This is a genomic window from Jidongwangia harbinensis, assembly GCF_020216025.1.
Classification (GTDB): Bacteria; Actinomycetota; Actinomycetes; order Mycobacteriales; family Micromonosporaceae; genus Actinoplanes; species Actinoplanes harbinensis.
Map to the genome: position 1 here is coordinate 157549 of NZ_JAIWNC010000004.1, position 22001 is coordinate 179549.

Sequence of the window (22001 nt, forward strand, 5' to 3'; positions counted from 1 at the left end):
TGCTCTTACTCCTGAATGTGAAGACTAGAAGGGGGGCTCGTCGTCGAAGTTGCCTCCGCCGCCACCGCCACCGGCACCGCCGGCGCGGGAGGGCGTGGCAGGCGCGGCCGTGGCCCACGGGTCGTCGAAGGAGTTGCCTCCGCCGCCGCCCCCGCCGGTGCCACCGGACTGCCGGCCACCACCACCGCCGGAGGCGCCGAAGCCACCCCCGCCGCCGCCGGACCGGGACATCTTCTGCACCTTCGCCGTGGCGTAGCGCAGCGACGGGCCGATCTCGTCGACCTCGAGTTCGTAGACGGTGCGCTTCTCGCCCTCGCGGGTCTCGTAGGACCGCTGGCGCAGCCGACCCTGCACGATCACCCGAGCGCCACGCTGCAGCGACTCGGCGACGTGCTCGGCGGCGTCACGCCAGATGTTGCACGCGAGGAAGAGTGGCTCGCCGTCTTTCCACTCGCCCGACTGCCGGTCCAAGGTCCGCGGCGTGGAAGCGATGCGGAACTTGGCGACCGCCGCACCCGAAGGGGTGAAGCGCAGCTCAGGGTCGTCGGTCAAGTTGCCGACGACCGTGATGGTGGTTTCTCCTGCCATGATCTTCTCCTCGCCGCTTTCGCTGGTCTGCAAGGAGGCTGCCAGAGCCCCCTGACAAAAACGAGCGTCAGCGGGTCTCCGGCCGGATGACCTTGGTACGCAGGATGGACTCGTTGAGGCGGAGCTGACGGTCCAGCTCGGCCACGGCCTCCGGAGTGGCCTGCAGGTCCACGACGGCGTAGATGCCTTCGGCCTTCTTGTTGATCTCGTACGAGAGCCGGCGCCGGCCCCACACGTCGAGCTTCTCCACCGAGCCGCCCGCGGTCCGGATCACGTTCAGGTACGTGTCGAGCGACGGTGCAACGGTGCGCTCCTCGAGACTGGGGTCGAGGATCACCATGAGTTCGTAATGACGCAAGACGTTCTCACCTCCTGTGGGCTGAGCGGCCACGGTCTCTCCGTGGCAGGAGGTCTTGTGTCGATCGCAAGAGAAAACCGTGGGTCAGAGCCCACGGCGGTCGCACTGCGAACCGGGCAAGCATACCCGCAGGTCCGGCTCACGCGAAAAAGGACCCCGCCCGGGAGACGGGGTCCTTTTTCGAAGCCGCGGGGCGTCCGGTCCGCATTCGTTGGGTGGGACCTGGGGAGGAACGACCACACCGATGAGGTTGGACGCGGCCGCCCCGCGGAGCTTGCGGTGATGAGTCTACGCGATTGTTGCCCGAGATGCACGTTGTGACACGAATGCCCGAATTGCCCCGACGGACACCCCGGCCACACACACCGCCGCGATCAGCGCCAACAGGCCGATCTGGCCGTTCTTAGACATCGGCTCCATCGCGGCCACCGGCTCGGCCACGGCCACGGTGGGCGGCGGCGAGGTGGGTGCGGCGGGCGCCGGCCCGGCGGCCGACGAGACATCCAGGGTGGGTACGCCGGTGACCACGGTCTTGTGGTCACCGGGCGGCATCCCGGCGAACGTCGGCGCCGCGGTGACCGTACCCTGGCTGGTCCTGGCTTTGACCCGCGGCTGCGACCCACCCTGCGGCATGGCCTGCACCGTGATGGTCACCGACTGCCTCGGCCGCTGATGAGGCGGCCGTGGCCGTGGCAGACCGGGCCGGGTCGCTCCCGGCCGCTGCGGGCGGGTGGGCGGAGCGACCGTGTCCGGCAGCGTGGAGCCGTCGTCGACCGGCACCGACGGCGACCCCGACCCGACCGGGGTGGACGGCGCCGCCGAGTCGTCCGGGGTCGGTATGGGGTTCGGCATGCCGGTGGGCGGCGCCGACGGCGTGGCGGTGACCAGCACCGGGGTGGATTCGTCGCCGAACGCGCACCGTGGGCTGAGCAGCACCGCGGTGGTGCCCCGGCGGAACCGCACTTCGGTCGCACCGTCGTCCGGCAGGGTGCCCTTCGGGGTGCCGCCCAGCTGCAGCCGGGCGCTGTGCCCGGTGCGGTTGACCACCCGCACGGTGGACTCGGCGGGCACGGTCAGGGCGCCGGTGTCCGGGTTGGACCGGCAGGACAGGCCGAGCACTCCGCCACCGCCGAAGACCACCTGCCGGCCGCCCTCGACCTGCTCGGCGCTCGCCGTTCCGTTCGCCAGCAACGGAGTGCCCAGGAGGAGCCCTCCCAGAACCAGCGCCATCACCCGATGTCGGACCTGCCGCGACATGTACCCATCTCCCAGCTCGGGCCGACAACCGGCCACATAGTCAAGCGTGATCAATGGAGCTAACGAGACGAAGCGGACGCCGGTGACGCGGGCGGAAACCGTCGCACCCGCGTCGTAGGCTCGTCCCATGCGCATCGGAGCCCATGTCGACCCTGCCGAGCCCCTCGAGGCGGCGGCCGCCCGCGGCGCCGACGCCGTGCAGTTCTTCCTGACCGATCCCCAGGGGTACAAGACGCCCAAGCCCCGCGCCGACGCCGATGCGCTGCGGGCCTCCACGGTGGACGTCTACATCCACGCGCCGTACATCATCAACGTCGCGACGCTCAACAACCGGATTCGCATCCCGAGCCGGAAATTGCTGATGGCGCACGCCAAGGCGGCCGCCGAGCTGGGCGCGAAGGGCCTGATCGTGCACGGCGGCCACGTGGGGGAGGGCGCCGACCTGACGGTCGGATTCGACAACTGGCGAAAGGCCTTCCAGTACGCGGAGTCCGACGGCGGCCTGCCGCTCCCGGTGCTGATCGAGAACACCGCGGGCGGCGACAACGCGATGGCCCGCCGGTTCGATCACCTGGCCCGGCTCTGGGAGGCGGTCGGCGACTTCGGCGCCGGGTTCTGTCTGGACACCTGCCACGCCCATGCCGGCGGCGAGGACCTGACCGGCATCGTCGACCGGGTCAAGGCGATCACCGGCCGGATCGACCTGATCCACGCCAACGACTCGAAGGACGCCTTCGACTCCGGCCGTGACCGGCACGACAACCTCGGCAGTGGGAAGATCGACCCGGAGTTGGTGGTGGCCGCGATCCGCTCGGCCGGCGCACCGGTCATCGTCGAGACACCGGGTGGTGCCGAGGGCCAGGCCGCCGACATCGCCCTCCTCCGGGAGAGGGCAGGCAGCTGACGCGGCGGTACGGGGGTACGGCATGACGACGGAACAGCCGCGGGCCGGCGCCGACCCCACGCTGCCGCCGGCACCACCGGCGGGCACGCCGCCGGCACGCACCCCGGACACGCCGCCAGCACAAGCGGTAGGCACGCCGCCCGCACGCACCCCGGACACGCCGCCAGCACAAGCGGTAGGCACGCCGCCCGCACGCACCCCGGACACGCCGCCGGCGCAACCAGCGGGCATGCCGCCGGCGCAGGCAACGGGCGCGCCGGCCATGCGGTCCGCCGGTCCGCCGCGGCCCGATCCGGAAGGTGGCCCGGCTGGCGCGGCCACCGGGGCCGAGCCGGCAGGCCTGGCCGGACCCAGGCGGGACCGCCGCTGGTGGCGGAGGAGGGCAAAACCGGCAGCGCTCCAGACGCCACCGTCCGCCGACGGCCCGCCCGTCACCAAACCGCCCACCACCAAACCGTCGGACCTCAAGCCGTCCAACGCCCAGCCATCTGACCCCAAGCCATCTGGCCCCAAGCCATTCGGCCCCAAGCCGACTGACCCCAAGCCGTCCGAAGCCAAGCCCTCCGACCCTAAGCCGTTTGACGCCAAGCCCTCCGACCCTAAGCCGTTTGACGCCAAGCCCTCCGACCCCAAGTCATTCGGCCCCCCGCCATCCGATGCCAAGTCGGAGAGCAGCACAGCAGCCGCCGCGGGTTCACAAGATCCACAAGAGACCACCGGGCCGGCCCGTGGCCGCCGCCGGCGCAAGAAGATCCCCACCACCCGGCCGCCCGGCGCCCCGCCCGACCCGTGGACCGCGTTCGCATCCGAGTCCGAACGCCCACCCGGCCGCCTCCGGCGGGCCCTGCGCGCCGTGCGCCGGTTCTTCGTGCACGAGTACGCCCTGGTCACCTATGCCGGGCTGCTGCTCGCCGTGGTGCTCACCTGGCCGACCCTGCGCTATCCCATGCATACCGTGCCGCAGGACATCTGGGACCCGGCCCGGCAGGCGTGGCTGGTGTCCTGGACCGGGCACATCCTGCTGACCGAGCCGGCCCAGCTGTGGCAGTCCCACGCGTTCTTCCCGGAGCGGTACAGCCTGGCGTTCGGCAACAGCCTGCTCGGGTACGCGCCGGCCGGCATGCTCGGCGACGGCCCGTTCGCTGCGGTGCTGCGCTACAACATCATCTTCGTGCTGGCCCACGCGCTGCTGTTCGTCGGCGGCTACGCGCTGGTACGGCAACTCGGCGCCGGTCGCACCGGGGCCTCGGTGGCGGCCGCCGCCTTCGCCTACGCGCCGTGGCGGCTCGCCCAGGAAGGTCACCTCGACATCGTCTCTGCCGGAGGCATCCCGCTGGCCCTGGCGATGCTGGCCCGCGGGCACGGCTGGTCCATCCGGAGCGGCCTGCGCCCCGGGCGCCGCCACGCCGGTTGGGCTGCGATGGGGTGGCTGGTCACCGCGTGGCAGATCAGCCTCGGGTTCTCGCTGGGCCTGCCGTTCGCGTACGTGCTGGCCGGGATCGTGCTGGTGGTGCTGGTCGCGGCGCCGATCCGGCACTGGCGCAAGCCGGCGCAGCGACCCGTGCTGGGGTGGCGCCTGCTGGTGACGGACCTGCTCGGCCTGCTCATCGTGGCCGGCGTCGGCGCCCTGATCGCGCTGCCGTACCTGCGCGCGGCCGACGTGCCCGGCACCGCGGAGATCCGGTTCTTCTCGCCGCCGTTGCAGAGTCTGCTGATCGCGCCGGCGGAGTCGCGGATCTGGGGCGCAGCGCACGCGGTGCCGCGGGCGTCGCTGGCCTGGCCCGCCGAGATGACGCTGCTGCCGGGCTTCGTGCTGTACGCGCTCGCCCTGGTCGGTCTCGTGTTCTCGATCTGGAAATGGTGGCAGCGCCTGCTGCTGCTGCTCGGCCTGGCCGGTGCCACCATCCTCACGCTGGGGACCACGTTCTTCGACGGGCGCTGGACCTACCTGCCCCTGTTCGGGCACCTGCCGCAGTCGTTCGGGGTCCGCATCCCGGGGCGCCTGATGCTGTGGGTGACGCTGCTGCTGGCGATCCTCGCGGCCGGTGCGGTCGCCGAGTTCGTCCGGCGGGCCGAGCACCTGTCGGCGCAACGGATACCGCCGTGGCCCGGGCCGTGGCTGCGGCTGGCCACGTTCGTACCGCTGATGCTGGTCCTGGTGGAGAGCTGGAACGCCACCGCGCATCCGGTGATGCCGGAGCAGCCCGTGGTGATGCGCACGGTGACCGGGCCGATGCTGGTGCTGCCCACCTCCGATCTGCAGGACCGGTCCGTGATGCTGTGGTCGACCTCGCGGTTCCAGCCCATGGCCAACGGCAGCGGAGGCTTCGCGGCCGAGCGGCAGGCCACATTGCGGCAGAACGTGGCGTCGTTCCCGGACGCGGCGAGCGTGCAGTACCTGCGCTCGCTGGGGATCTCCACCGTGCTGCTGGTGCGGTCGCAGGTGGCGGGCACACCGTGGGAACGGGCCGGGGACGTCCCGGTGGACGCGCTCGGCATCCGCCGGGAGGACCTGGACGACGGCGTCGTCTTCCGACTGAACTGAACCGAGCCCCCGGGCGGGCCGGCCGCGGGAACCTAGCCGGCCGTCGCGTCCGCCGTCGGCGCCGGGTCGGCCGCCACCGCCGGTGGCTTCGCGAGGCGCAGCCGGCGCCGCAGCGACGTCACCCACGCCGCGTCCGGGGCGTCGTCCAGCACCCCGCCGTCCGGGTCGTCGGCGTAGGTCTTCCGCACCGGGTCCAGCTGCGGGCGCCAGATCTCCCGGATCACCAGGCCACAGAGCACCGCCACGGTGACCAGCCGGGCCGTGGACGCCAGCACGAACGTGCCCTCCGGGATCACCGGTTTCCCGCCCGCCCCGAGCAGCTCCGCGTAGAACGCGGCGAAGTAACCGATCTCGGCGACGGTCCACGCGATGATCGCACCCCAGCGCGGGCGGGCCAGCACGATCAGCGGGAGCAGCCACAGCACGTACTGCTGGGACCAGACCTTGCTGAAGAGCAGGAACGCGGCGACGACCAGGAACGCCACCTGGGCCAGGCGGGGGCGGCGCGGTGCGAGCAGGCAGAGCGCCCCGATGGCGGCGCACGCCAGGAAGAACAGCGCGTACGAGAGGTAGTTGAGCACCGGGATGTTCTCGCTCAGCCACTGGAACGGGCCGCGGTCGCCGGGCGCGCCGCTGTTCCACTTGCCGTCGACGAACCGCCCGATGTACCAGAACGTGCCCCAGTCGATCGGGCGGGTGGTGTTCAGCTCGAAGAACCGGTTCCAGCTCTCCCGGTACAGCAGGAACACCGGCGCGTTGGCCACCAGCCAGGCGACCAGCGCCGCGCCGAACGCGTACCCGCACTCGCGGAGCCGGCGCGAGCGGAGCCCGAGCACGAGCAGCGGGCCCAGGATGAACAGCGGCCACAGCTTCGCCGCGCCGCCGAGCCCGAGCAGCACGCCGGCCAGTACCGGCCGGCGTCTCACCCAGGCGTAGAGGCCGAACGCGGCCAGCGCGATGGCCAGGAAGTCCCAGTTCACGGTGGCGGTGACGAACATGATGGGGGAGACCGCCATGATCGCGGCGTCCCAGGGGCGGCGGCGGCGCAGCGCGAGGATGACGCCGACCGTGGCGACGGCCAGCGCGGACAGCACCAGCGCGTTGACGTCGTAGAACCACATGCCCTGGTTGATCGACGGGTACCGCTCACCGAGAGCGTGCACCGGCAGCCCGAGCGCGCCCATGAAGTAGCCGGTGACCACCGGGTATTCCACCGGGTGGTCGGCGTACGGCACCTTGCCCTCGTTCAGGCCCTCGGCGTAGTACAGCGCCAGCACGTCGGTGTAACACAGCCGGGTGTACTGGATGTTCTTCTGCCAGTCGCCGTCCATGCAGGGTGACTTCTGCACCCAGTGCAACGCCAGGGTCAGGCAGCACAGCGCCAGGATGATGCGGGTCGCGGTCCAGAACGCACCGGACCGGGCGCCGGGCCGCACCGCGTGCGAGCCGAGCGGGCCGCCGATCGCCTCGGAGAGGCCGCGGACGAAACCGTCCGAGGCGGCCGGGGAATCCTCCTGGTCGGGGCGGGGGTTGTCCGTGTCCGGGGACGACTGGGCACTCATGTCTTGGAATCATGCCGCATCGGACGCGCCGGACAGAGATCGGCGCACGCACCCGGATCGGATGCGTGCGCCGAATCAATCAGTCGTCCTGGTCGGGGGTGTTCTGACCACCACCGGTGCCGGTGCCCCCCGTACCGTCGGTGTTATTGGGTGGGAACCCGGGGAGCGTTTCCTGATCGCCGCCCTGGTTCGGATCGGGAGGCGTGTCGCCCTGGCCGTCGTCCTGATCCCCGTTGCCGTTGCCGTTGCCGGGACCGCCGTTGCCGGGACCGCCGTTGCCGGGACCGCCGTTGCCGGGGCCACCGTTGCCCCCGCCGTTGTTGTTGTTGCCGTTCCCGTCCCCACAGAAGCCGGGGATGTTGCAGACGTCCGGTGGCGTCTCAACCTCCGGCTCCGGCTCGAGGCCGTTGCCCTTCTTGTTCGGGTCGCCGACGTCGACGTTGGGCAGGAACTCCTTCGACTCCATGTTCTTGTGGGCCAGGTCCATGAACATCTTCCAGACCTCGCCCGGCGTGGAACCGCCGTTCATGCCGTCGCCGTTGGCCTGCTTGATCGGCAACAGCTTCATCTGGCCGTTCTTCTGCGCCTTCTCCCGACCGATCCAGACCGCGGCCGCGATCTGCCGGGTGGCGCCGACCATCCAGGCGTCGCCGTTCTCACCGGTCTTGCCGTCCTGGTACTCCCAGGTGCCGGTCTTGGCGATGGCGGGACGGCCACCGTCGAGGTTCTTGCTGTTGGCCCCGGGGACCTTCTGCAGCACGTGATCGATCGCCGCGATGACGTTCTTGTCGAACGCCGTCTTCGGCTTGAGCTTCTCGTTGTGGAACGGCTTGAACTTGCCGGTCTTGTCGTCCCGCTTCTCGACCTTGCGCACGAAGTGGGCCTTGTTGTAGGTGCCGTCGGCGGCCAGCGTTGCCACGCCGTTCGCGTGGTCGAGCACCGTGATCGCGTACTGCCCGATGGCGACTTCCTGGCCGTACTGCCGCAGCTGCTTCTCGCTGGCCTTGCCCAGATCGATCCGCGAACCGATCTTGGTCGGGCTGGCGACGTACTGCACGCCGGCCTTGTGGTACGCCTCGAGCACCTTGTCCGGCCCGAGCATGTCGGCGAGCCAGTAGAACGGGAAGTTGTAGGACTCCACGGTGGCCTTGTCGAGTTCACACCGTCGCTCGTCACACGCGAAACTGGTCCGGCCCGAGTTGTTGATCTTCTCGCCGTTGGCCTTCAGCTTCTTGGCGTCCCAGGTCGTGTTGAAGCCGTACCCGGCGCTCACACCGGCGAGCAGGGTGTAGATCTTGGCCGACGAGCCGGGCGGCCGGCCGCCGCCCATGAACGAGCCGCTCTTGGTGTAGTTCGGGCCGGCGTAGTCCCAGCCCACCCCGTCGCCCTCGGGACCGCCGTAGTAGGCCAGCACCCGGCCGTTCTCCGGGTCGACCGCGACCAGCGCGGACTTGTAGGTGCTGGACAGCTTGCTCAGCGGCGACTCTTTGCTGGTCCGGGCGGCCGCCGTCTCGGCCGCCTTCTGCACGTCGGCGTCGATCGTGGTGGTGATCTTGAGGCCGCCCTTGTTGAGCTCCTCCTGCTTGATCCCCATCGCCAGCAGTTCCTGCTTGACGTACTTCACGATCTTGCCGGTGGGCTTGTCGTTGCCGCAGGTGGTGCGGCAGGCCGACGGGTTGAATTCCCGGACCTTCGGGTACGTCGTGGGCTTGGTCGCCTCGGTCAGCCAGCCCTTCTCGATCATGTTGCTGAGCGTGTAGCCCCAGCGCTGCTTCGCCGCCTCGAGGTCGTTCTGCGGGTCGTACCCCTTGGTGGTGTTGCTCGGCTCCGGCTGCCGGATGACCGACGCGAGCACGGCGGCCTCGGCGGCGGTGACCGCGCCCTTCTGACCGGGCTGGACCGTCGCCGACCGGTTGGTGCCGAAGTACGCCTTCACCGCGGCCTCGATGCCGTACGCACCCCGGCCGAAGTACACCGAGTTCAGGTAGCGCCCGAGGATCTCCGGCTTCTCGTACTTGTCTTCCATCTTCCGCGCGATGACCGCCTCGCGGAGCTTGCGGTTGTAGCTGATCTCCTTCAGTTCCGCGGCGTGGCGCGCGTACTGCTGGGTGATCGTCGAGGCGCCCTGCTTGCTGCCGCCGGTGAAGTTGTTCCACGCGGCGCGGGCGATGCCCTTCATGTCGATGCCGTTGTGGTCGTAGAAGTTCTTGTCCTCGGCGGCGATCACCGCCTGGCCGATGATCGGGTTGATGCTCTGGTACGGCACCACCGACCGGTTCTGCTCGCCGAGCGTCGCGATCGTCTTCTTGCCGTCGCTCGCCACCAGCTGGGTGACCTGACCCTCGGCGGTCGGCTCGTTGAACTCCACGCCGTCGAAGAACCAGGTGCCGGCGACCACGCCGGCGCCGAGCAGGATGACCACGACCGCGGCCATGGCGGTGAGGATGTTCGCCCGGCGACGCCGCTTGGCCGCCTTCGACTTGTCCTTCCCGCCGCCACCGGCCGGCGAGACCGGCGTCGGGTCGCCCAGTTCGTCGTAGGAGGGCGTGGGACGGACGGACGCCCGGGCCACGGCCGCGCGGCCACCGTGCGTACCGGTGCCCTCACCGACCGAGGCGCGGCCACCGACGCGCGCGGCACCCACCGAGGCGGCACCGACGGAGGCCCGTCCCGCGGAGGCCGAGCCGACCGACGCGCGCCCGCCGGAGCCCACCGAGGCCGAGCCGACCGACGCGGCGCCGCGCGGAGCGGAGCCGCCGCCCGACCGGCGGTAGGCGTCGGGTGCAGGGCGGCCCTCGGCGGCATAGCGGGGGCCGGACTGGTCGTCGTCAGGCGTGGAAGCAGCGGACGGCCCGGGCACTCGGGCCCGGGCGCGTGCAGACTGCGGATCGCCGTACGAGTTCATTCGGTCACACCTACCGGTCGCGGTGGCACGTCAGGGACGCCCTGGAGGGGCCTCCCTGGACTGCGCCACGAGCGGACGTTGTGGGCTGCACTACCGCAGCCGCCCTGTCGGATGTCAAGAATGACCGATTGCGGTGCTGGATGCCCGTATCGGTCGGGGTCGTGTCCACGTTAGCGACGGTGGGCACGGTCATCGACGGCCCTCCCATCGTTGTGACGACCCGGTCTCGCGGTGGCGGCCGGAGGAGGACGAGGCCATGGCTTCGTCCCGGATCAGTTCGTCGGTGGTCAGGGCGTCCCGTCCGAGCAGGTACTGCTCGGTCAGGTGGTTCCACGCGCACGAGGGGCACACCTCGACGACGAACACCTGGAACTCACGCAGCGTCATGGCCAGGACGGTCAGCTCCGCGAGCTTGCGAGCCTGTCCGGCCGACTGCTTCAGTTCGTCGCCATAGATGTAGTGCACCAGCGTGAGATTGTCCCGGCGGCAGATCGGACACCGCTCGTCGGTCGGCTCGCCGTGGAACCTTGCTGCGTTTTTCAAGTATGGAGACGCATCACAGACCTCGAGGGTCCCGACCCGCCCGTTGCGCACGTCACGCAGCACTGCTCGCTTCTGAAGCGAGTAGTCGACGATCTGCCGCTGGGTACGCACGACGAAGAGAGTACGCGGTCCCCACGGCTACGGCGACAGTCATCACTCAGCGTGGCGCGGCGAGTGCACAACCATGATGGTCTTGCGGTCTGTCCGCCTCCAATCTACGGTTGCGATGTATCGGGCCGATACATCGGGCCGCAACCGGAGGAGGGCGAATGCTGGAACTCGCCATCCTCGGCCTCCTGCAGGAGGCCCCGATGCACGGGTACGAGCTCCGCAAGGAACTCGCCACCAAGCTCGGCACGATCCGCGCCGCGATCAGCTACGGGACGCTGTACCCCACGCTCAAGCGGCTGCAGACGGCCGGCTGGATCGGCACCGCCGATACCGCCGACAGCGACACCATCCCGCCGCTGACGAGCAAGCGGGGTCGCGTTGTCTACAAGATCACAGCGGAAGGCAAGGAACGTTTCGCGGAACTGCTGGCCCAGGTCGGCCCCGAGACGTACGACGACGCCGGCTTCGGCGTGCACTTCGCCTTCTTCTCCCGGACCGACCGGGCCACGCGACTGCGGATCCTCGAGGGCCGCCGCCGCCGCATCGAAGAGCGTCGGGAGGGCCTGCGTGAAGTACTCGCCCGGGCCTCGGACCGGCTCGACGCGTACACCCTCGAGCTGCAGCGCCACGGACTCGACGCCTGCGAGCGCGAAGTCCGCTGGCTGGAGGAGCTCATCACCAACGAGCGTTCCGGCCGCCCCCCGGCGGCATCAGCCGGGGAGACACCCCCAGAACCCCCGCGTCCGCACCAGGACCGGCCGTGATGAACAAGGAGGCAAACGCGATGGGCTCCGTCCGCGTCGCCATCGTCGGTGTAGGTAACTGCGCCTCGTCCCTCGTGCAGGGCGTCGAGTATTACCGCAACGCCGACCCCAACGACCGCGTCCCGGGTCTCATGCACGTCACCTTCGGCGACTACCACGTCAGTGACGTGACGTTCGTCGCGGCGTTCGATGTGGACGCCAAGAAGGTCGGCATGGACCTGTCCGAAGCGATCGTCGCCAGCGAGAACAACACGATCACGCTCTGCGACGTGCCGCCGACCGGCGTGAGCGTCCAGCGTGGACCGACGTTCGACGGCCTCGGCACGTACTACCGGGAGATCATCGAGGAGTCCGGCGCCGAGCCGGTCGACGTGGTGCAGGCGCTGCGCGACGCCCAGGTCGACGTCGTGGTGTCGTACCTGCCGGTGGGTTCCGAGCAGGCCGACAAGTTCTACGCCCAGGCCGCGATCGACGCCGGCTGCGCGTTCGTGAACGCCCTGCCGGTCTTCATCGCCTCCGACCCGGTGTGGGCGAAGAAGTTCTCCGACGCCGGCCTGCCGATCGTCGGCGACGACATCAAGAGCCAGGTCGGCGCCACCATCGTGCACCGCGCACTGGCCAAGCTGTTCGAAGACCGCGGCGTCGAGCTGCTGCGCACCTACCAGCTCAACTTCGGCGGCAACATGGACTTCATGAACATGCTGGAGCGCAACCGCCTGGTCTCCAAGAAGATCTCCAAGACCCAGTCGGTGACCAGCCAGATCCCGCACGAGATGGTGAAGAGCGACGTCCACATCGGCCCGTCCGACCACGTGCCGTGGCTGGACGACCGCAAGTGGGCGTACATCCGCCTGGAGGGCCGCAGCTTCGGCGACACCCCGCTGATGGCCGAACTCAAGCTCGAGGTCTGGGACTCCCCGAACTCGGCCGGCGTGATCATCGACGCCGTCCGGGCCGCGAAGATCGCCAAGGACCGCGGCGTCGGCGGCCCGATCCTGTCGGCCAGCTCCTACTTCATGAAGTCCCCGCCGGTGCAGTACAACGACCACGACGCCAAAGAGGCGGTCGAGGCCTTCATCCGGGGCGAGGTCGAGAGCTAGGCTCACGTCGTGACGCACTCGTTGGGTCGGACCGCTCGCGGTCCGGCCCTTCGTTTCGTTACGGCCCTCCCTTACGCCGCGGCCCGTAGTGGCTTGCCGGCCCGCCGTCGCGATCCGGCCCGCCGTCGCGATCCGGTCCGCCGTCGCGATCCGGTCCGTCGTCGCGGTCCGGTCCGACGTGGCCTGCCGGCCGCGAGCTTCGTCATTCTCGCGCTGGCCGGCGCGACGGCCGGATGTGCCCGCCCAGGCAACACCCCAGCCGGTACGCCGGAGACATCGGTCACCATCGTCGCCTCGGCAGCACCGGCGGCACCGGGCCAAGCCACGCTCCGCGCCGGGATGATCCGGCCGGCCGGCTCGACGTGCGGCACCGTTCCGCCGGTGGCCCGCCCGCCAGTCTCGACCCGCCAGAGGGGCCAAACCCGCCCGGGCACCGGCGCGGACCCGGCCACCACAACCGGCCCCACCACCACAACCGGCCCAGCCACCGCAACCGGCCCAGCCACAACCGGCCCAGCCACCGCAACCGGCCCAGCCACTCCCGGCCCAGCCACCGCCCCCGGCCCGGCCGTCCGGCCGAACCCGCCGACCCACACGGAACCGGCCGCCGAGCGCGCCCGGCGCGCGCTGGAGGCGCAACGCTCAGCGATACCCCAGCGCGGCAACGTGCCACCGGGCGCCGCGGCCCGGGCCGCCGACTGCATCACCATGCTGCGCCAGGAGCTGTCCCTGCGCCGCGCCGCCCACCGCACGCTCACGCCCGAGCACGTCCGGGCAGCCCTCACCGCGGCGCGCCTAAAGAACGCAGTCGTCCACCCAGACCTGCGCTTCGCCGCCTCCACCGGCGCCGCCTCCACCGGCGACGTCCCGACTGGCGACGTCCCGACTGGCGACGTCCCGACTGGCGCGGCCTCCACCGGCGCCGCCTGCATCGTCGGCACCGCCCGCTCCGACCCCCCGGAGATCGCGATCGCCCCACCCGGCCCCGGCGGCGAATGCACACCATGACCCCGCCGACCGGTCAGCCGGCCGGCCACCGCACCACCCCGACCGCCAGACGACCGACCCGAAACGCCAACCCACTCCCGCACAAGACCTGATCCGACGTCACCCCCAGGCCTGCTCCAACGCGACCCGCGCCTCCAGCTCCAGCAGCCGTCGTTTCCGGTCGATCCCGCCGCCGAAGCCGACCATCTTGCCGCCCGCGCCGACCACCCGGTGGCAGGGCACGAGCACCGGCACCGGATTGCGGTTGCAGGCCGTGCCGACCGCCCGCGCCGCTCCCGGATCGCCGAGCGCGGCGGCGATCGCGCCGTACGTCTGCATCTCGCCGTAGGGAATCTTGGCGATCTCACCCCAGACGGCCCGTTCGAACGCCGAGCCGCCGCGCAGTTCCACCGGGACGGTGAAGGAGGTCAGCGCGCCACCGAAATAGGCGGCCAGCTCGTCGGCCACGCGATGTCGCGCCGGGGTGCCGGCGGTGGCGGCGCCGAAGCGCACGCCGACCACCGTCTCACCGTCGAGCGTGACGCCGAGCGGGCCGATCGGAGAGTCCACCACCAGAGGCACCCATCAATTGTGCCCGCCCGGTATGACAGAACCCGGCACGACAGAACCCCGGATACACCGGAGATCAGATGTGGCCGCGCTCGCGGGCCCACCGCATCAGCTCGGCCTCGGCGTCGTCCCGGGACAGCGGTCCCCGGTCCAGCCGCAACTCCTTGAGATGCCGCCAGGCCTGGCCGACGATCGGTCCCGGCGGTACCCCGAGCAGCTCCATGATCGCGTTGCCGTCCAGGTCCGGCCGTACCCGTGCCAGGTCCTCCTCGGCGGCCAGCCGGGCGATCCGCTCCTCCAGCGCGTCGTAGTCCGCGGAGAGCGCGGCGGCCTTGCGCCGGTTGCGGGTGGTGCAGTCGGAGCGGGTCAGCTTGTGCAGCCGGGGGAGGAGCGGGCCGGCGTCGGTGACGTAGCGGCGCACCGCCGAGTCGGTCCACTCGCCGCGGCCGTAGCCGTAGAAGCGCAGGTGCAGCGCGACCAGCTCGACCACGTCGGCGATGACGTCCTTGGGGTACTTCATCGCCTTCATCCGCTGCTTGGTCAGCCGCGCGCCGACCACCTCGTGGTGGTGGAAGCTGACCCGGCCGTCGCGCCCGACCGCCTTGGTGGCCGGCTTGCCGATGTCGTGCATCAGCGCCGCCATGCGCAGGACGAAGTCGGGGCCGTCGCCGCCCTCCAGCCGGACCGCGTTGGCGACCACGATCAGCGTGTGTTCGTACACGTCCTTGTGCTGGGCGTGCTCGTCGATCTCGAGCTTCAGGCCGGACAGTTCGGGCAGGAACCGGTCGGCGAGCCCGGTGTCGACCAGCAGCCGCAGGCCGGTGACCGGGTCGGCGCCGCTGAGCAGCTTGGTGAACTCGTCGCGGATGCGTTCCGCGGTGATCCGGTCCAGATCGGCCGCCATGGACGTCATGACCGAAATGACCGAGTCGTCCACAGTGAACCGGAGCTTTGCGGCGAACCGGGCGGCGCGCAGCATCCGAAGTGGATCATCGGAGAACGACGAGGCCGGCGTGTCCGGCGTGCGGATCACCTGGGCGGCCAGGTCGGTGAGCCCACCGTACGGATCGGTGAACTGATGCCCGGGCAGCGACACCGCCATCGCGTTGATGGTGAAGTCCCGGCGGCGCAGGTCGTCCAGCAGGCTGGTGCCGTACTCGACGGTCGGGTTCCGGCTGACCCCGTCGTACGCCTCGGCGCGGTACGTGGTGATCTCCAGCCGGAGACCGTTCTTCTGCAGCCCGATGGTCCCGAAGTCGCGTCCGGTCTCCCAGATCGCGTCGGCCCAGCCGCGGACCAGCTCCAGCGTCCGGTCCGGGTGGGCATCGGTGCAGAAGTCCAGATCGTCGCCGAGCCGGCCGAGCAACGCGTCGCGGACCGAGCCGCCGACCAGATGCAGCTCGTGGCCGGCGGCGGCGAAGCGCCGGCCCAGCTCGTCGGCGACGGGCGAGACCCGCAGCAGCTCGGCAACGGCGTTGCGCTGGGCGGAGGAGAGGGCGGCGGCAGGCGAAGACATGGGACGACCAGCTTATCGAGTGTTTGTTCGGCCCCTGAGTGGTGGGTGGGGCGGGCGCAGCGGGCAGGATGGATGCCGTGCGAGTTTCCGAGGCGCTGCACCGGGTCAGCGGGGACCCCGTGTTCTGGACCGGCGAGGGAATACCGGACGGCGCCCCGGACGACCGTCGCGAGCTGCGCATCCCGCTCCCCGTGGCGGGCGGCTACGGCCTGGTGCTCGACCTCGACCTGCAGACCGGCGAGCGGACCCTGGGCCTGCGCGAGCCGGCGACCAGCGAACCGGTGCAGCTGGGCTGGTCCGCGCCGGGCCGCCCGCACCCGGCCGCGCTGCGCTGGTGGGAGCTGGACCTGTGCGCCCGGGTGATCGCGCTGGAGGATCCGACGCTGCCGCATCCCGGTCTGGTGGTGGCGCTGCTCGCCCCGTTCGCACCGGTGACGCCGGACGACGACGTGTCCGCGGTGGCCGCGGTCCGGGAGGCGGCCTACCGGTCGCTGCGCCGCGAGGTGCCGCCGCCGGTGGATGCCGGCCCGGAGCAGACCCCGCTGCCGCTGTTCGCGGATCCCCGCTGGTGGCCCCGCCCGCCGGAGGAGTCACCGCAGGTGCTGGACGAGGCCGCGATCGCGGCCCTGACCGTCCCGGCCCCGGTGGTCCTCGAGGTCCGCGGCGGCTCCCGCTTCCCGCGGGAAGGGCTGGACCATCTGGTACGCCGGGCCGCCGCCCGCCTGTCTCGCCTGGCCGAGGAGCGCTGGTACCCCGGCACCCGCCCGTTGGCGGCGCAGATCGCGGCGACCGGTGACCTGCGACCGCTGCCCGAGTTGCTCGGCGCGCTGACCGAGGCCGGTTGCGACCACCCGACCGTGCTCGACGCGCTCAGCGAGCCGATCGTGGCCATCGAGGCCTGCTGGATGGTGGAGACGCTGGCCGGCGCGGAACCGGGCACCCTCCTGCGCCATCACGTATGAGCTGTCCCTCTATCGTGGTGGCCAGCGGACGACCCGAGGGGAGAGCGCGTGACCGGCGGCCTGTACCGCAGTGCGCACGCCGCGCGTGACGGTGATCCGCCTGCGGCGGACGATGCGGTGCTGATCTCGACGGACACCGCGGTGTCCGGCGCGGCCGCCGCCGAGGACCAGGCGCTGCCGCCGGAGGAGCCGGGTCGCAGCACCACCGGGCAGAGCGCGATCATGGCGGCCGGCAGCCTGGTCAGCCGGATCGTCGGCTTCGTCCGCAACGCGCTGATCGGCATGACCCTCGGCGCGGGCATCGGCGACGCCTACGCCAGCGCCCTGTTCCTGCCGAACCAGATCTACGAACTGCTGCTCGGCGGCATCCTCTCCAGCGTGCTGATCCCGCTGCTGGTGCGGCGGCGCAAGGCGTCGACGGACAACGGCCGGGAGTACGCCCAGAAGCTGTTGACCTTCGCGGTGTCCTGCCTCGGCATCGCGGCTCTGCTGGTGGTGGTGGCCGCGCCGGTGCTCACCGCGATCCAGTCCGGCTCCGGCACCGACCAGGACTACCGCAAGCTGATCACCGGCTTCGCGTACCTGATGCTGCCGATCATCTTTTTCACCGGCGTCTCCGCGCTGATCGGCGCGGTGCTGAACGTGAACGGCCACTTCGCCGCGCCGATGTGGGCGCCGATCCTGAACAACATCGTGGTGATCGCCGCCTGCTGCACGTTCATCGGCGTCTTCGGCACCGCCAAGGGCCTGTCGCCGGCCGACATGACGCCCGGCCGGATCGCGCTGATCGGCGGCGGCACGCTGCTCGGCATGGTGGTCCAGACCGCCGGCCTGCTGCCCGCGCTGCGCCGGGTGGGCTTCGCCTGGAAGTGGCGCTGGGACCCGCGCGGGCTCGGGCTGGGCGAGATCGGCCGGCTGGCCGGCTGGATGCTCTGCTTCGTCGTGGTCCAGCAGCTCGCCGTGTTCGTGGTGGTGAACCTGCTGAACCGGGTCTCCGGCGGCGACAACGCCGGCGTGCTCGCGTTCAACAACGTCACCCTGCTGATGATGATGGCGCACGGCATCATCGGCGTGTCGGTGATGACCGCGCTGCTGCCGAAGATGAGCGCGGCCGCCGCCGACGGCCGGCTGGCCGACGTCAGCGCCGACCTGAGCCGCGGCATCCGGCTCACCGCGACCGCGCTGGCGCCGATCGCGGTGGTCTACGGCGTGCTCGCCAAGCCGGTGGCGGTCACCTTGTTCCAGGGCGGTGCCTACTCCGCCGAGCTGGCCCACGCCACCGGCGGGGTGCTGCTGGTCGCGGCGTTCGGCCTGCTGCCGCTGTCGATCAGCTACCTGTGCACCTATGCCTTCTACTCCCTGCAGGGCACCAAGACGGTGGCACTGATCAACCTGCCGGTGACCGCCGTCCGGATCACCGCGTACCTGGTGCTGTTCCAGGTGCTCGCGGAGTCCTCGGTGGCCGCCGGGATGACCGCCGGGAACGCGCTGTCGTACACGCTCTCCGCGCTGATCTCGCTCGCCGTGCTCCGCCGGCGGATCGGCCGGCTGAACCTGGGCTCGGTGCTGGCCGCGCTCGCCAAGGTGCTCGCCGCCGCGGCGGTGGCGGCCGCGCTCGGGCTGCTGGTGGTGCGGCTGCTGCCCGGCGGCGGCGAGCCGGAGCGACCGGAGGCGCTGCTGCAACTGGCGGTCGGCGGACTGGTGATCATGGTGAGTTACCTCGCCGCGGCGATCGTGCTCCGGGTCCGCGAAGTCCACCAGGTGATCGGAATGATCCGGCGCAAGCTGGGCCGCTGAGCCCTGTGGACACCGGGGGTATGACGGCGCTGATCAGGCAAATCTGGCGCGCCGAACGGACGAAAAGTGCTCGCGTGTCGGCTTTCGGAGTCAGCCGCGCCAGGGGGATGACCTGTGGGACGGTGGCACCGGGCGGGTAAGGTCGCTCTGGACACGTGTGCACCACCGAGGGAGGACGGGTGACCCAGGTCGGCGAAGGCCAGGAGACCACGGCCGATGAGGCCGGGCCGGTCACGACCTTCGGTGCACCCACCGTCGGTGAAATCCTGGCCGAGCGTTATCAGATCGAGGAACACGTCAACAACGACAGTGCCGGCCGGCAGGTCTGGCGCGGTGTCGACGTCGTTCTCCGGCGCCCGGTGGCCGTCGTGCTGCGGCACCCCGGCGGCGACTCGGCCACCGAGATGCTGCAGGCCGCGGTGGCCGCCAGCCGGGTGATCCACTCCAATCTGGTCGGCGTCTACGACGCGATCGACGAGGGCGAGCGGGCGTACGTCGTCCGCGAGTGGGTGGACGGCGAGGCACTGCGCGAGCTGGTGTCCCAGGAGGGCCCGCTGGACCCGGCCCGGGCCACCGCGATCGCCCACTCCATCGCGGACGCGCTGGCCGCCGTGCACGCCACCGGCATGGTGCACGGCAACGTGCACCCCGGCACCACGCTGATCGGTGACGACGGCCGGGTGGTGCTGGCCGACGCGCGGGCCGACTCGGCGGACAGCATCGAGACCGACGTGCGCGCGGTCGGCGGCATTCTGTATTACGCCCTGACCGGGCGCTGGCCGCACAACGAGGTCCGCCCGTCCTCGCTGCCGGACGCCAACCGCGACGCCACCGGCAGCATCGCCGCACCCCGGCAGATCCGCGCCGGCGTCCCGGCGTACCTCGACGACCTGACGATGGACCTGCTGGACAAGCGGGTCGCCGCCCCGGCGGCCGATGCACTCGCCGCCGAGCTGGCCCGGCTGGACGCCCCCGAGGACGAGTACGAGGACGTCGGCCCGCTGCGGTTCGCGCAGGGCACGTCCACCGAGCCGGTGCGCAGCACTCGCAAGATCGCCATCGGCGTCGGCGCCCTCGCCGTCATCGCGGTCATCGGCCTGATCTTCGGCATCCAGGCGATCAGCGACTCCGGCCAGCCCGGTCCGCAGCGGACCACCCAGGCCGGCACCTCGGCCGACGGCGTGCCGGCCGGCGATCCCAATGCCAGCGGCGCGCCCGAGGCACCGGCACCGCAGAAGATCAAGCTCACCGAGGACATGGTGCGCCTGGTCGACCCGCCGCCCGGCGACCGCAAGGACGCCGCCGAGGCGAAGCTCACGGTTGACGACGACAAGGACACCGGGTGGGACACCCAGGGGTTCAACCAGTCGAACTTCGGCAACCTGAAGGACGGCATGGGCATCCTGATCAACCTGGGCACCCCGCGGAACATCAGCGATGTCCGGGTCGAGACGTCCACCCCGGGCGTGGCCATGGAGATCCGGTCCGGGACCAGCGACCCGGGCAACAGCGGCACCGGCGACGCCAAGATCATGAAGGACTACAAGCGGCTGGGCGAGGCCGAGGGCAAGACCACCGGGACGAAGGAAGTCTTCTCGGTCTTCGAGCCCGACCAGAAATACCAGTACCTCCTGGTGTTCCTCACCGACCTGCCGCAGGAAGAGAACGGCAGCCGCTTCCGGGCCACGGTCACCAACATCGAGGTGTACGGCTCCTGAGCCGGTGCCCCCCGCCGCCCGCCGTCTGGACTAGATTGCTGGCGTGACTTCCGGCGACGCCCACGACGGCAGGACCGGCGCCGACCGGGACGCGCCGGACGACGCCGAGCTGCTGCGCGCCCACGTCGACGGCGATCCAGACGCGTTCGCCGAACTGGTGCGCCGGCACCGCGACCGGCTCTGGGCGGTGGCCCTGCGCACCATGGGCGACCGCGAGGAGGCCGCCGACGCGGTGCAGGACGCGCTGCTGTCGGCGCACCGGGCAGCCGCCCGCTTCCGGGGCGACTCCCTGGTCACCACCTGGCTGCACCGCATCGTGGTGAACGCCTGCCTGGACCGGATCCGCCGCCGCCAGGCCCACCCGACCGTGCCGCTGCCCGACGGCGGCCACCACGGGGACGGCCCGCCCACCGGCCCGGAACCGGCCGCACCGGTCCAGGACCACGACACCGCCCTGGTGGTGCGGGCCGCGCTGGCCGAGCTCCCGGCCGACCAGCGGGCCGCGCTGGTGCTGGTCGACGTGCAGGGCTACCCGGTGGCCGAGGCCGCCGAGATTCTCGGGGTCGCCGAAGGCACGATCAAGAGCCGGTGCGCCCGGGGACGGGCCCGGATGGCGCTGGCGCTCGGACACCTGCGGCGGGGAGACGACGGTCACCTCACCACCGGGAACCGCACGGCCGCCGGGACCGTCCCATCGAGGTCGGGCACGCCTGCGACCCGAGAGCCGACGCGGGAGGGGAGGGAACGTTGATGATCTCGGACGACTTCAGCGGGATCGACATCGACCTGCTGGCCGACTACGTCGGCGGGGCCCTCGACGGCGACGACGCGGACCGGGTGGCCCGGCTGGTGGCGGACGACCCGGCGTGGCGCGAGGCGTACCGGATGCTGGTGCCGGGCATGACGGCGGCCGCGACCGACCTCCGTGACCTCGGGTCCGCCCCGGAGCCGATGCCGGCCGACGTGGTGGCCCGGCTGGACGCGGCGCTGCGTTCCCCGGCGACGCTGAGTTCACCGATCGCCGAGCCGGACACGATCCCTCCGGCGCTGATGGCCTCCGCCGAGCCGCACCTGATCCCGGTCCGTGGCGAGACGCACCCGACGGCCGGAAGCGGCGAGCCGCACCTGACCCCGGTCCGTGGTGAGCCGTCCCCGGTTGCCGTACCCGGAGGCACCGTGCACCGCGGGCGCCCGCGGCGTTCCCCGGCCCGGCGGCGGCTGCGCTGGGCCGCACCGATCGCGGCCGCGGCCGGCGTGCTGGCCTTCGCCGGCGTCGGCGTCGACTACCTCGCCGACCGGCCGGGTTCGAACGCGGAAACGTCCGCCGGCGGCAGCGCGGACCTCGGCGCGCCGATGATCGCCGCCGAGGCGGCCGGGCTGGTCTCCGGCCTGACCGACGAGAACATCCGGGCGAGCGGTGCCGACTACGGCGCGACGGCGCTCTCCGCGCCGGCACCGGCACCGGCGGGCGGGACGATGGCCCAGCCGGACGCGTCCGACGATCTCCGCAAGCGCACCTCGGAGAAGCCGGAGTCGCGGAACGCGATGGCACCGGATCCGGGCTTTCCCGAGCTGCAGCGGCTCCGTTCCCGGGACGCGTTGCTCGCCTGCCTCGAGGCGATCGCCTCCGAACAGGGCAGCGGCCCGATCGTGGTCCAGCTCGTCGACTACGCCCGCTACCAGGGCCGGCCGGCCGTGGTCGTGCAGTTCTCCGCCGGCGGGGCCAACTGGTCCTGGGCGAGCGGTGCGGCGTGCGGCACAGTCGGCGCCGGAGCGGACCGGCTGGGCCGGGTAAGGGTAGGCTGAGCGGCACC

Annotated in this window: 18 protein-coding genes; 10 read left to right on the forward strand and 8 right to left on the reverse strand. The window is 71.4% G+C overall.

Annotated features, from left to right (window positions below; all coding sequences use genetic code 11):
- Positions 1–24: 24 nt before the first annotated feature.
- The 3 genes from LDL48_RS07470 to LDL48_RS07480 all read right to left on the reverse strand — a co-directional run bounded on the left by LDL48_RS07470 (position 25) and on the right by LDL48_RS07480 (position 2203).
- A complete protein-coding gene (locus LDL48_RS07470) occupies positions 25–588 on the reverse strand; it encodes a single-stranded DNA-binding protein (protein ID WP_225254281.1) in 564 nt (187 codons plus the stop codon).
- A gap of 67 nt (positions 589–655) precedes the next feature.
- On the reverse strand, positions 656–946 hold the full coding sequence (gene rpsF, locus LDL48_RS07475) for a 30S ribosomal protein S6 (RefSeq protein WP_225254282.1): 291 nt from the start codon (positions 944–946) through the stop codon (positions 656–658).
- 288 nt (positions 947–1234) lie between these two features.
- Positions 1235–2203: a hypothetical protein gene (locus LDL48_RS07480; RefSeq protein WP_225254283.1), complete on the reverse strand. Its 969-nt coding sequence runs from the start codon at positions 2201–2203 to the stop codon at positions 1235–1237.
- 127 nt (positions 2204–2330) lie between these two features.
- Between LDL48_RS07480 and LDL48_RS07485 the strand changes: the two genes are divergently transcribed.
- Together LDL48_RS07485 and LDL48_RS07490 are read left to right on the forward strand one after the other, a co-directional pair.
- Positions 2331–3107: a deoxyribonuclease IV gene (locus tag LDL48_RS07485; protein WP_225254284.1), complete on the forward strand. Its 777-nt coding sequence runs from the start codon at positions 2331–2333 to the stop codon at positions 3105–3107.
- 844 nt (positions 3108–3951) lie between these two features.
- Positions 3952–5652, forward strand: a complete 1701-nt coding sequence (locus LDL48_RS07490; RefSeq protein WP_225254485.1) for a hypothetical protein — start codon at positions 3952–3954, stop codon at positions 5650–5652.
- A gap of 32 nt (positions 5653–5684) precedes the next feature.
- On the opposite strand, the gene LDL48_RS07495 is transcribed toward LDL48_RS07490, so the two are convergent.
- From LDL48_RS07495 to LDL48_RS07505, 3 genes are all read right to left on the reverse strand, one after another.
- Positions 5685–7214, reverse strand: coding sequence for a glycosyltransferase family 87 protein (locus LDL48_RS07495; RefSeq protein WP_225254285.1), 1530 nt, complete (start codon positions 7212–7214; stop codon positions 5685–5687).
- A gap of 79 nt (positions 7215–7293) precedes the next feature.
- The gene (locus LDL48_RS07500; RefSeq protein ID WP_225254286.1) at positions 7294–10119 is read right to left on the reverse strand and encodes a transglycosylase domain-containing protein; all 2826 of its coding nucleotides are present in this window, start codon (positions 10117–10119) and stop codon (positions 7294–7296) included.
- Positions 10120–10308: 189 nt separating this feature from the next.
- Positions 10309–10773 (reverse strand): DUF5318 domain-containing protein, encoded by a 465-nt coding sequence (locus LDL48_RS07505; protein ID WP_225254287.1) that lies wholly within the window; start codon positions 10771–10773, stop codon positions 10309–10311.
- A gap of 158 nt (positions 10774–10931) precedes the next feature.
- On the opposite strand from LDL48_RS07505, the gene LDL48_RS07510 reads away from it, so the two are divergent.
- The 3 genes from LDL48_RS07510 (at position 10932) to LDL48_RS07520 (ending at position 13645) form a co-directional block, all read left to right on the forward strand.
- A complete protein-coding gene (locus LDL48_RS07510; RefSeq protein ID WP_225254288.1) occupies positions 10932–11537 on the forward strand; it encodes a PadR family transcriptional regulator in 606 nt (201 codons plus the stop codon).
- A 20-nt stretch (positions 11538–11557) separates the two neighbouring features.
- Entirely contained in the window at positions 11558–12637 is a 1080-nt protein-coding gene (locus LDL48_RS07515; protein ID WP_225254486.1) for an inositol-3-phosphate synthase, read from the forward strand.
- Positions 12638–13303: 666 nt separating this feature from the next.
- The gene (locus tag LDL48_RS07520) at positions 13304–13645 is read left to right on the forward strand and encodes a hypothetical protein (RefSeq protein WP_225254289.1); all 342 of its coding nucleotides are present in this window, start codon (positions 13304–13306) and stop codon (positions 13643–13645) included.
- Between the two features lie 99 nt (positions 13646–13744).
- On the opposite strand, the gene LDL48_RS07525 is transcribed toward LDL48_RS07520, so the two are convergent.
- Positions 13745–14206 carry a methylated-DNA--[protein]-cysteine S-methyltransferase gene (locus tag LDL48_RS07525; RefSeq protein WP_225254290.1) on the reverse strand — a complete coding sequence of 154 codons (462 nt, stop codon included), beginning with the start codon at positions 14204–14206 and terminating at the stop codon, positions 13745–13747.
- 64 nt (positions 14207–14270) lie between these two features.
- Positions 14271–15710: a CCA tRNA nucleotidyltransferase gene (locus LDL48_RS07530; protein ID WP_225254291.1), complete on the reverse strand. Its 1440-nt coding sequence runs from the start codon at positions 15708–15710 to the stop codon at positions 14271–14273.
- Positions 15711–15778: 68 nt separating this feature from the next.
- On the opposite strand from LDL48_RS07530, the gene LDL48_RS07535 reads away from it, so the two are divergent.
- The 5 genes from LDL48_RS07535 (at position 15779) to LDL48_RS07555 (ending at position 21993) form a co-directional block, all read left to right on the forward strand.
- A complete protein-coding gene (locus tag LDL48_RS07535; protein WP_225254292.1) occupies positions 15779–16672 on the forward strand; it encodes a hypothetical protein in 894 nt (297 codons plus the stop codon).
- A 48-nt stretch (positions 16673–16720) separates the two neighbouring features.
- Complete coding sequence (gene murJ / locus LDL48_RS07540) at positions 16721–18469, forward strand: murein biosynthesis integral membrane protein MurJ (protein WP_225254293.1); 1749 nt, start codon at positions 16721–16723, stop codon at positions 18467–18469.
- A gap of 179 nt (positions 18470–18648) precedes the next feature.
- Complete coding sequence (locus LDL48_RS07545) at positions 18649–20187, forward strand: protein kinase family protein (protein ID WP_225254294.1); 1539 nt, start codon at positions 18649–18651, stop codon at positions 20185–20187.
- A gap of 43 nt (positions 20188–20230) precedes the next feature.
- Positions 20231–20938 carry an RNA polymerase sigma factor SigM gene (gene sigM, locus LDL48_RS07550; RefSeq protein ID WP_225254295.1) on the forward strand — a complete coding sequence of 236 codons (708 nt, stop codon included), beginning with the start codon at positions 20231–20233 and terminating at the stop codon, positions 20936–20938.
- Positions 20938–21993, forward strand: a complete 1056-nt coding sequence (locus tag LDL48_RS07555; protein ID WP_225254296.1) for an RsmA family anti-sigma factor — start codon at positions 20938–20940, stop codon at positions 21991–21993. Before sigM ends, LDL48_RS07555 begins: the two co-directional genes overlap by 1 nt.
- Positions 21994–22001: the final 8 nt, after the last annotated feature.

What these genes read in the sequence shown, in the direction of transcription:
- LDL48_RS07510 (WP_225254288.1), top strand. Translation starts at nt 10,932, where the DNA reads ATGCTGGAACTCGCCATCCTCGGCCTCCTGCAGGAGGCCCCGATGCAC.
- LDL48_RS07495 (WP_225254285.1), bottom strand. Translation starts at nt 7,214, where the DNA reads ATGAGTGCCCAGTCGTCCCCGGACACGGACAACCCCCGCCCCGACCAG.
- LDL48_RS07555 (WP_225254296.1), top strand. Translation starts at nt 20,938, where the DNA reads ATGATCTCGGACGACTTCAGCGGGATCGACATCGACCTGCTGGCCGAC.
- LDL48_RS07485 (WP_225254284.1), top strand. Translation starts at nt 2,331, where the DNA reads ATGCGCATCGGAGCCCATGTCGACCCTGCCGAGCCCCTCGAGGCGGCG.
- LDL48_RS07515 (WP_225254486.1), top strand. Translation starts at nt 11,558, where the DNA reads ATGGGCTCCGTCCGCGTCGCCATCGTCGGTGTAGGTAACTGCGCCTCG.
- LDL48_RS07535 (WP_225254292.1), top strand. Translation starts at nt 15,779, where the DNA reads ATGGATGCCGTGCGAGTTTCCGAGGCGCTGCACCGGGTCAGCGGGGAC.
- LDL48_RS07480 (WP_225254283.1), bottom strand. Translation starts at nt 2,203, where the DNA reads ATGTCGCGGCAGGTCCGACATCGGGTGATGGCGCTGGTTCTGGGAGGG.
- LDL48_RS07470 (WP_225254281.1), bottom strand. Translation starts at nt 588, where the DNA reads ATGGCAGGAGAAACCACCATCACGGTCGTCGGCAACTTGACCGACGAC.
- LDL48_RS07530 (WP_225254291.1), bottom strand. Translation starts at nt 15,710, where the DNA reads ATGTCTTCGCCTGCCGCCGCCCTCTCCTCCGCCCAGCGCAACGCCGTT.
- LDL48_RS07500 (WP_225254286.1), bottom strand. Translation starts at nt 10,119, where the DNA reads ATGAACTCGTACGGCGATCCGCAGTCTGCACGCGCCCGGGCCCGAGTG.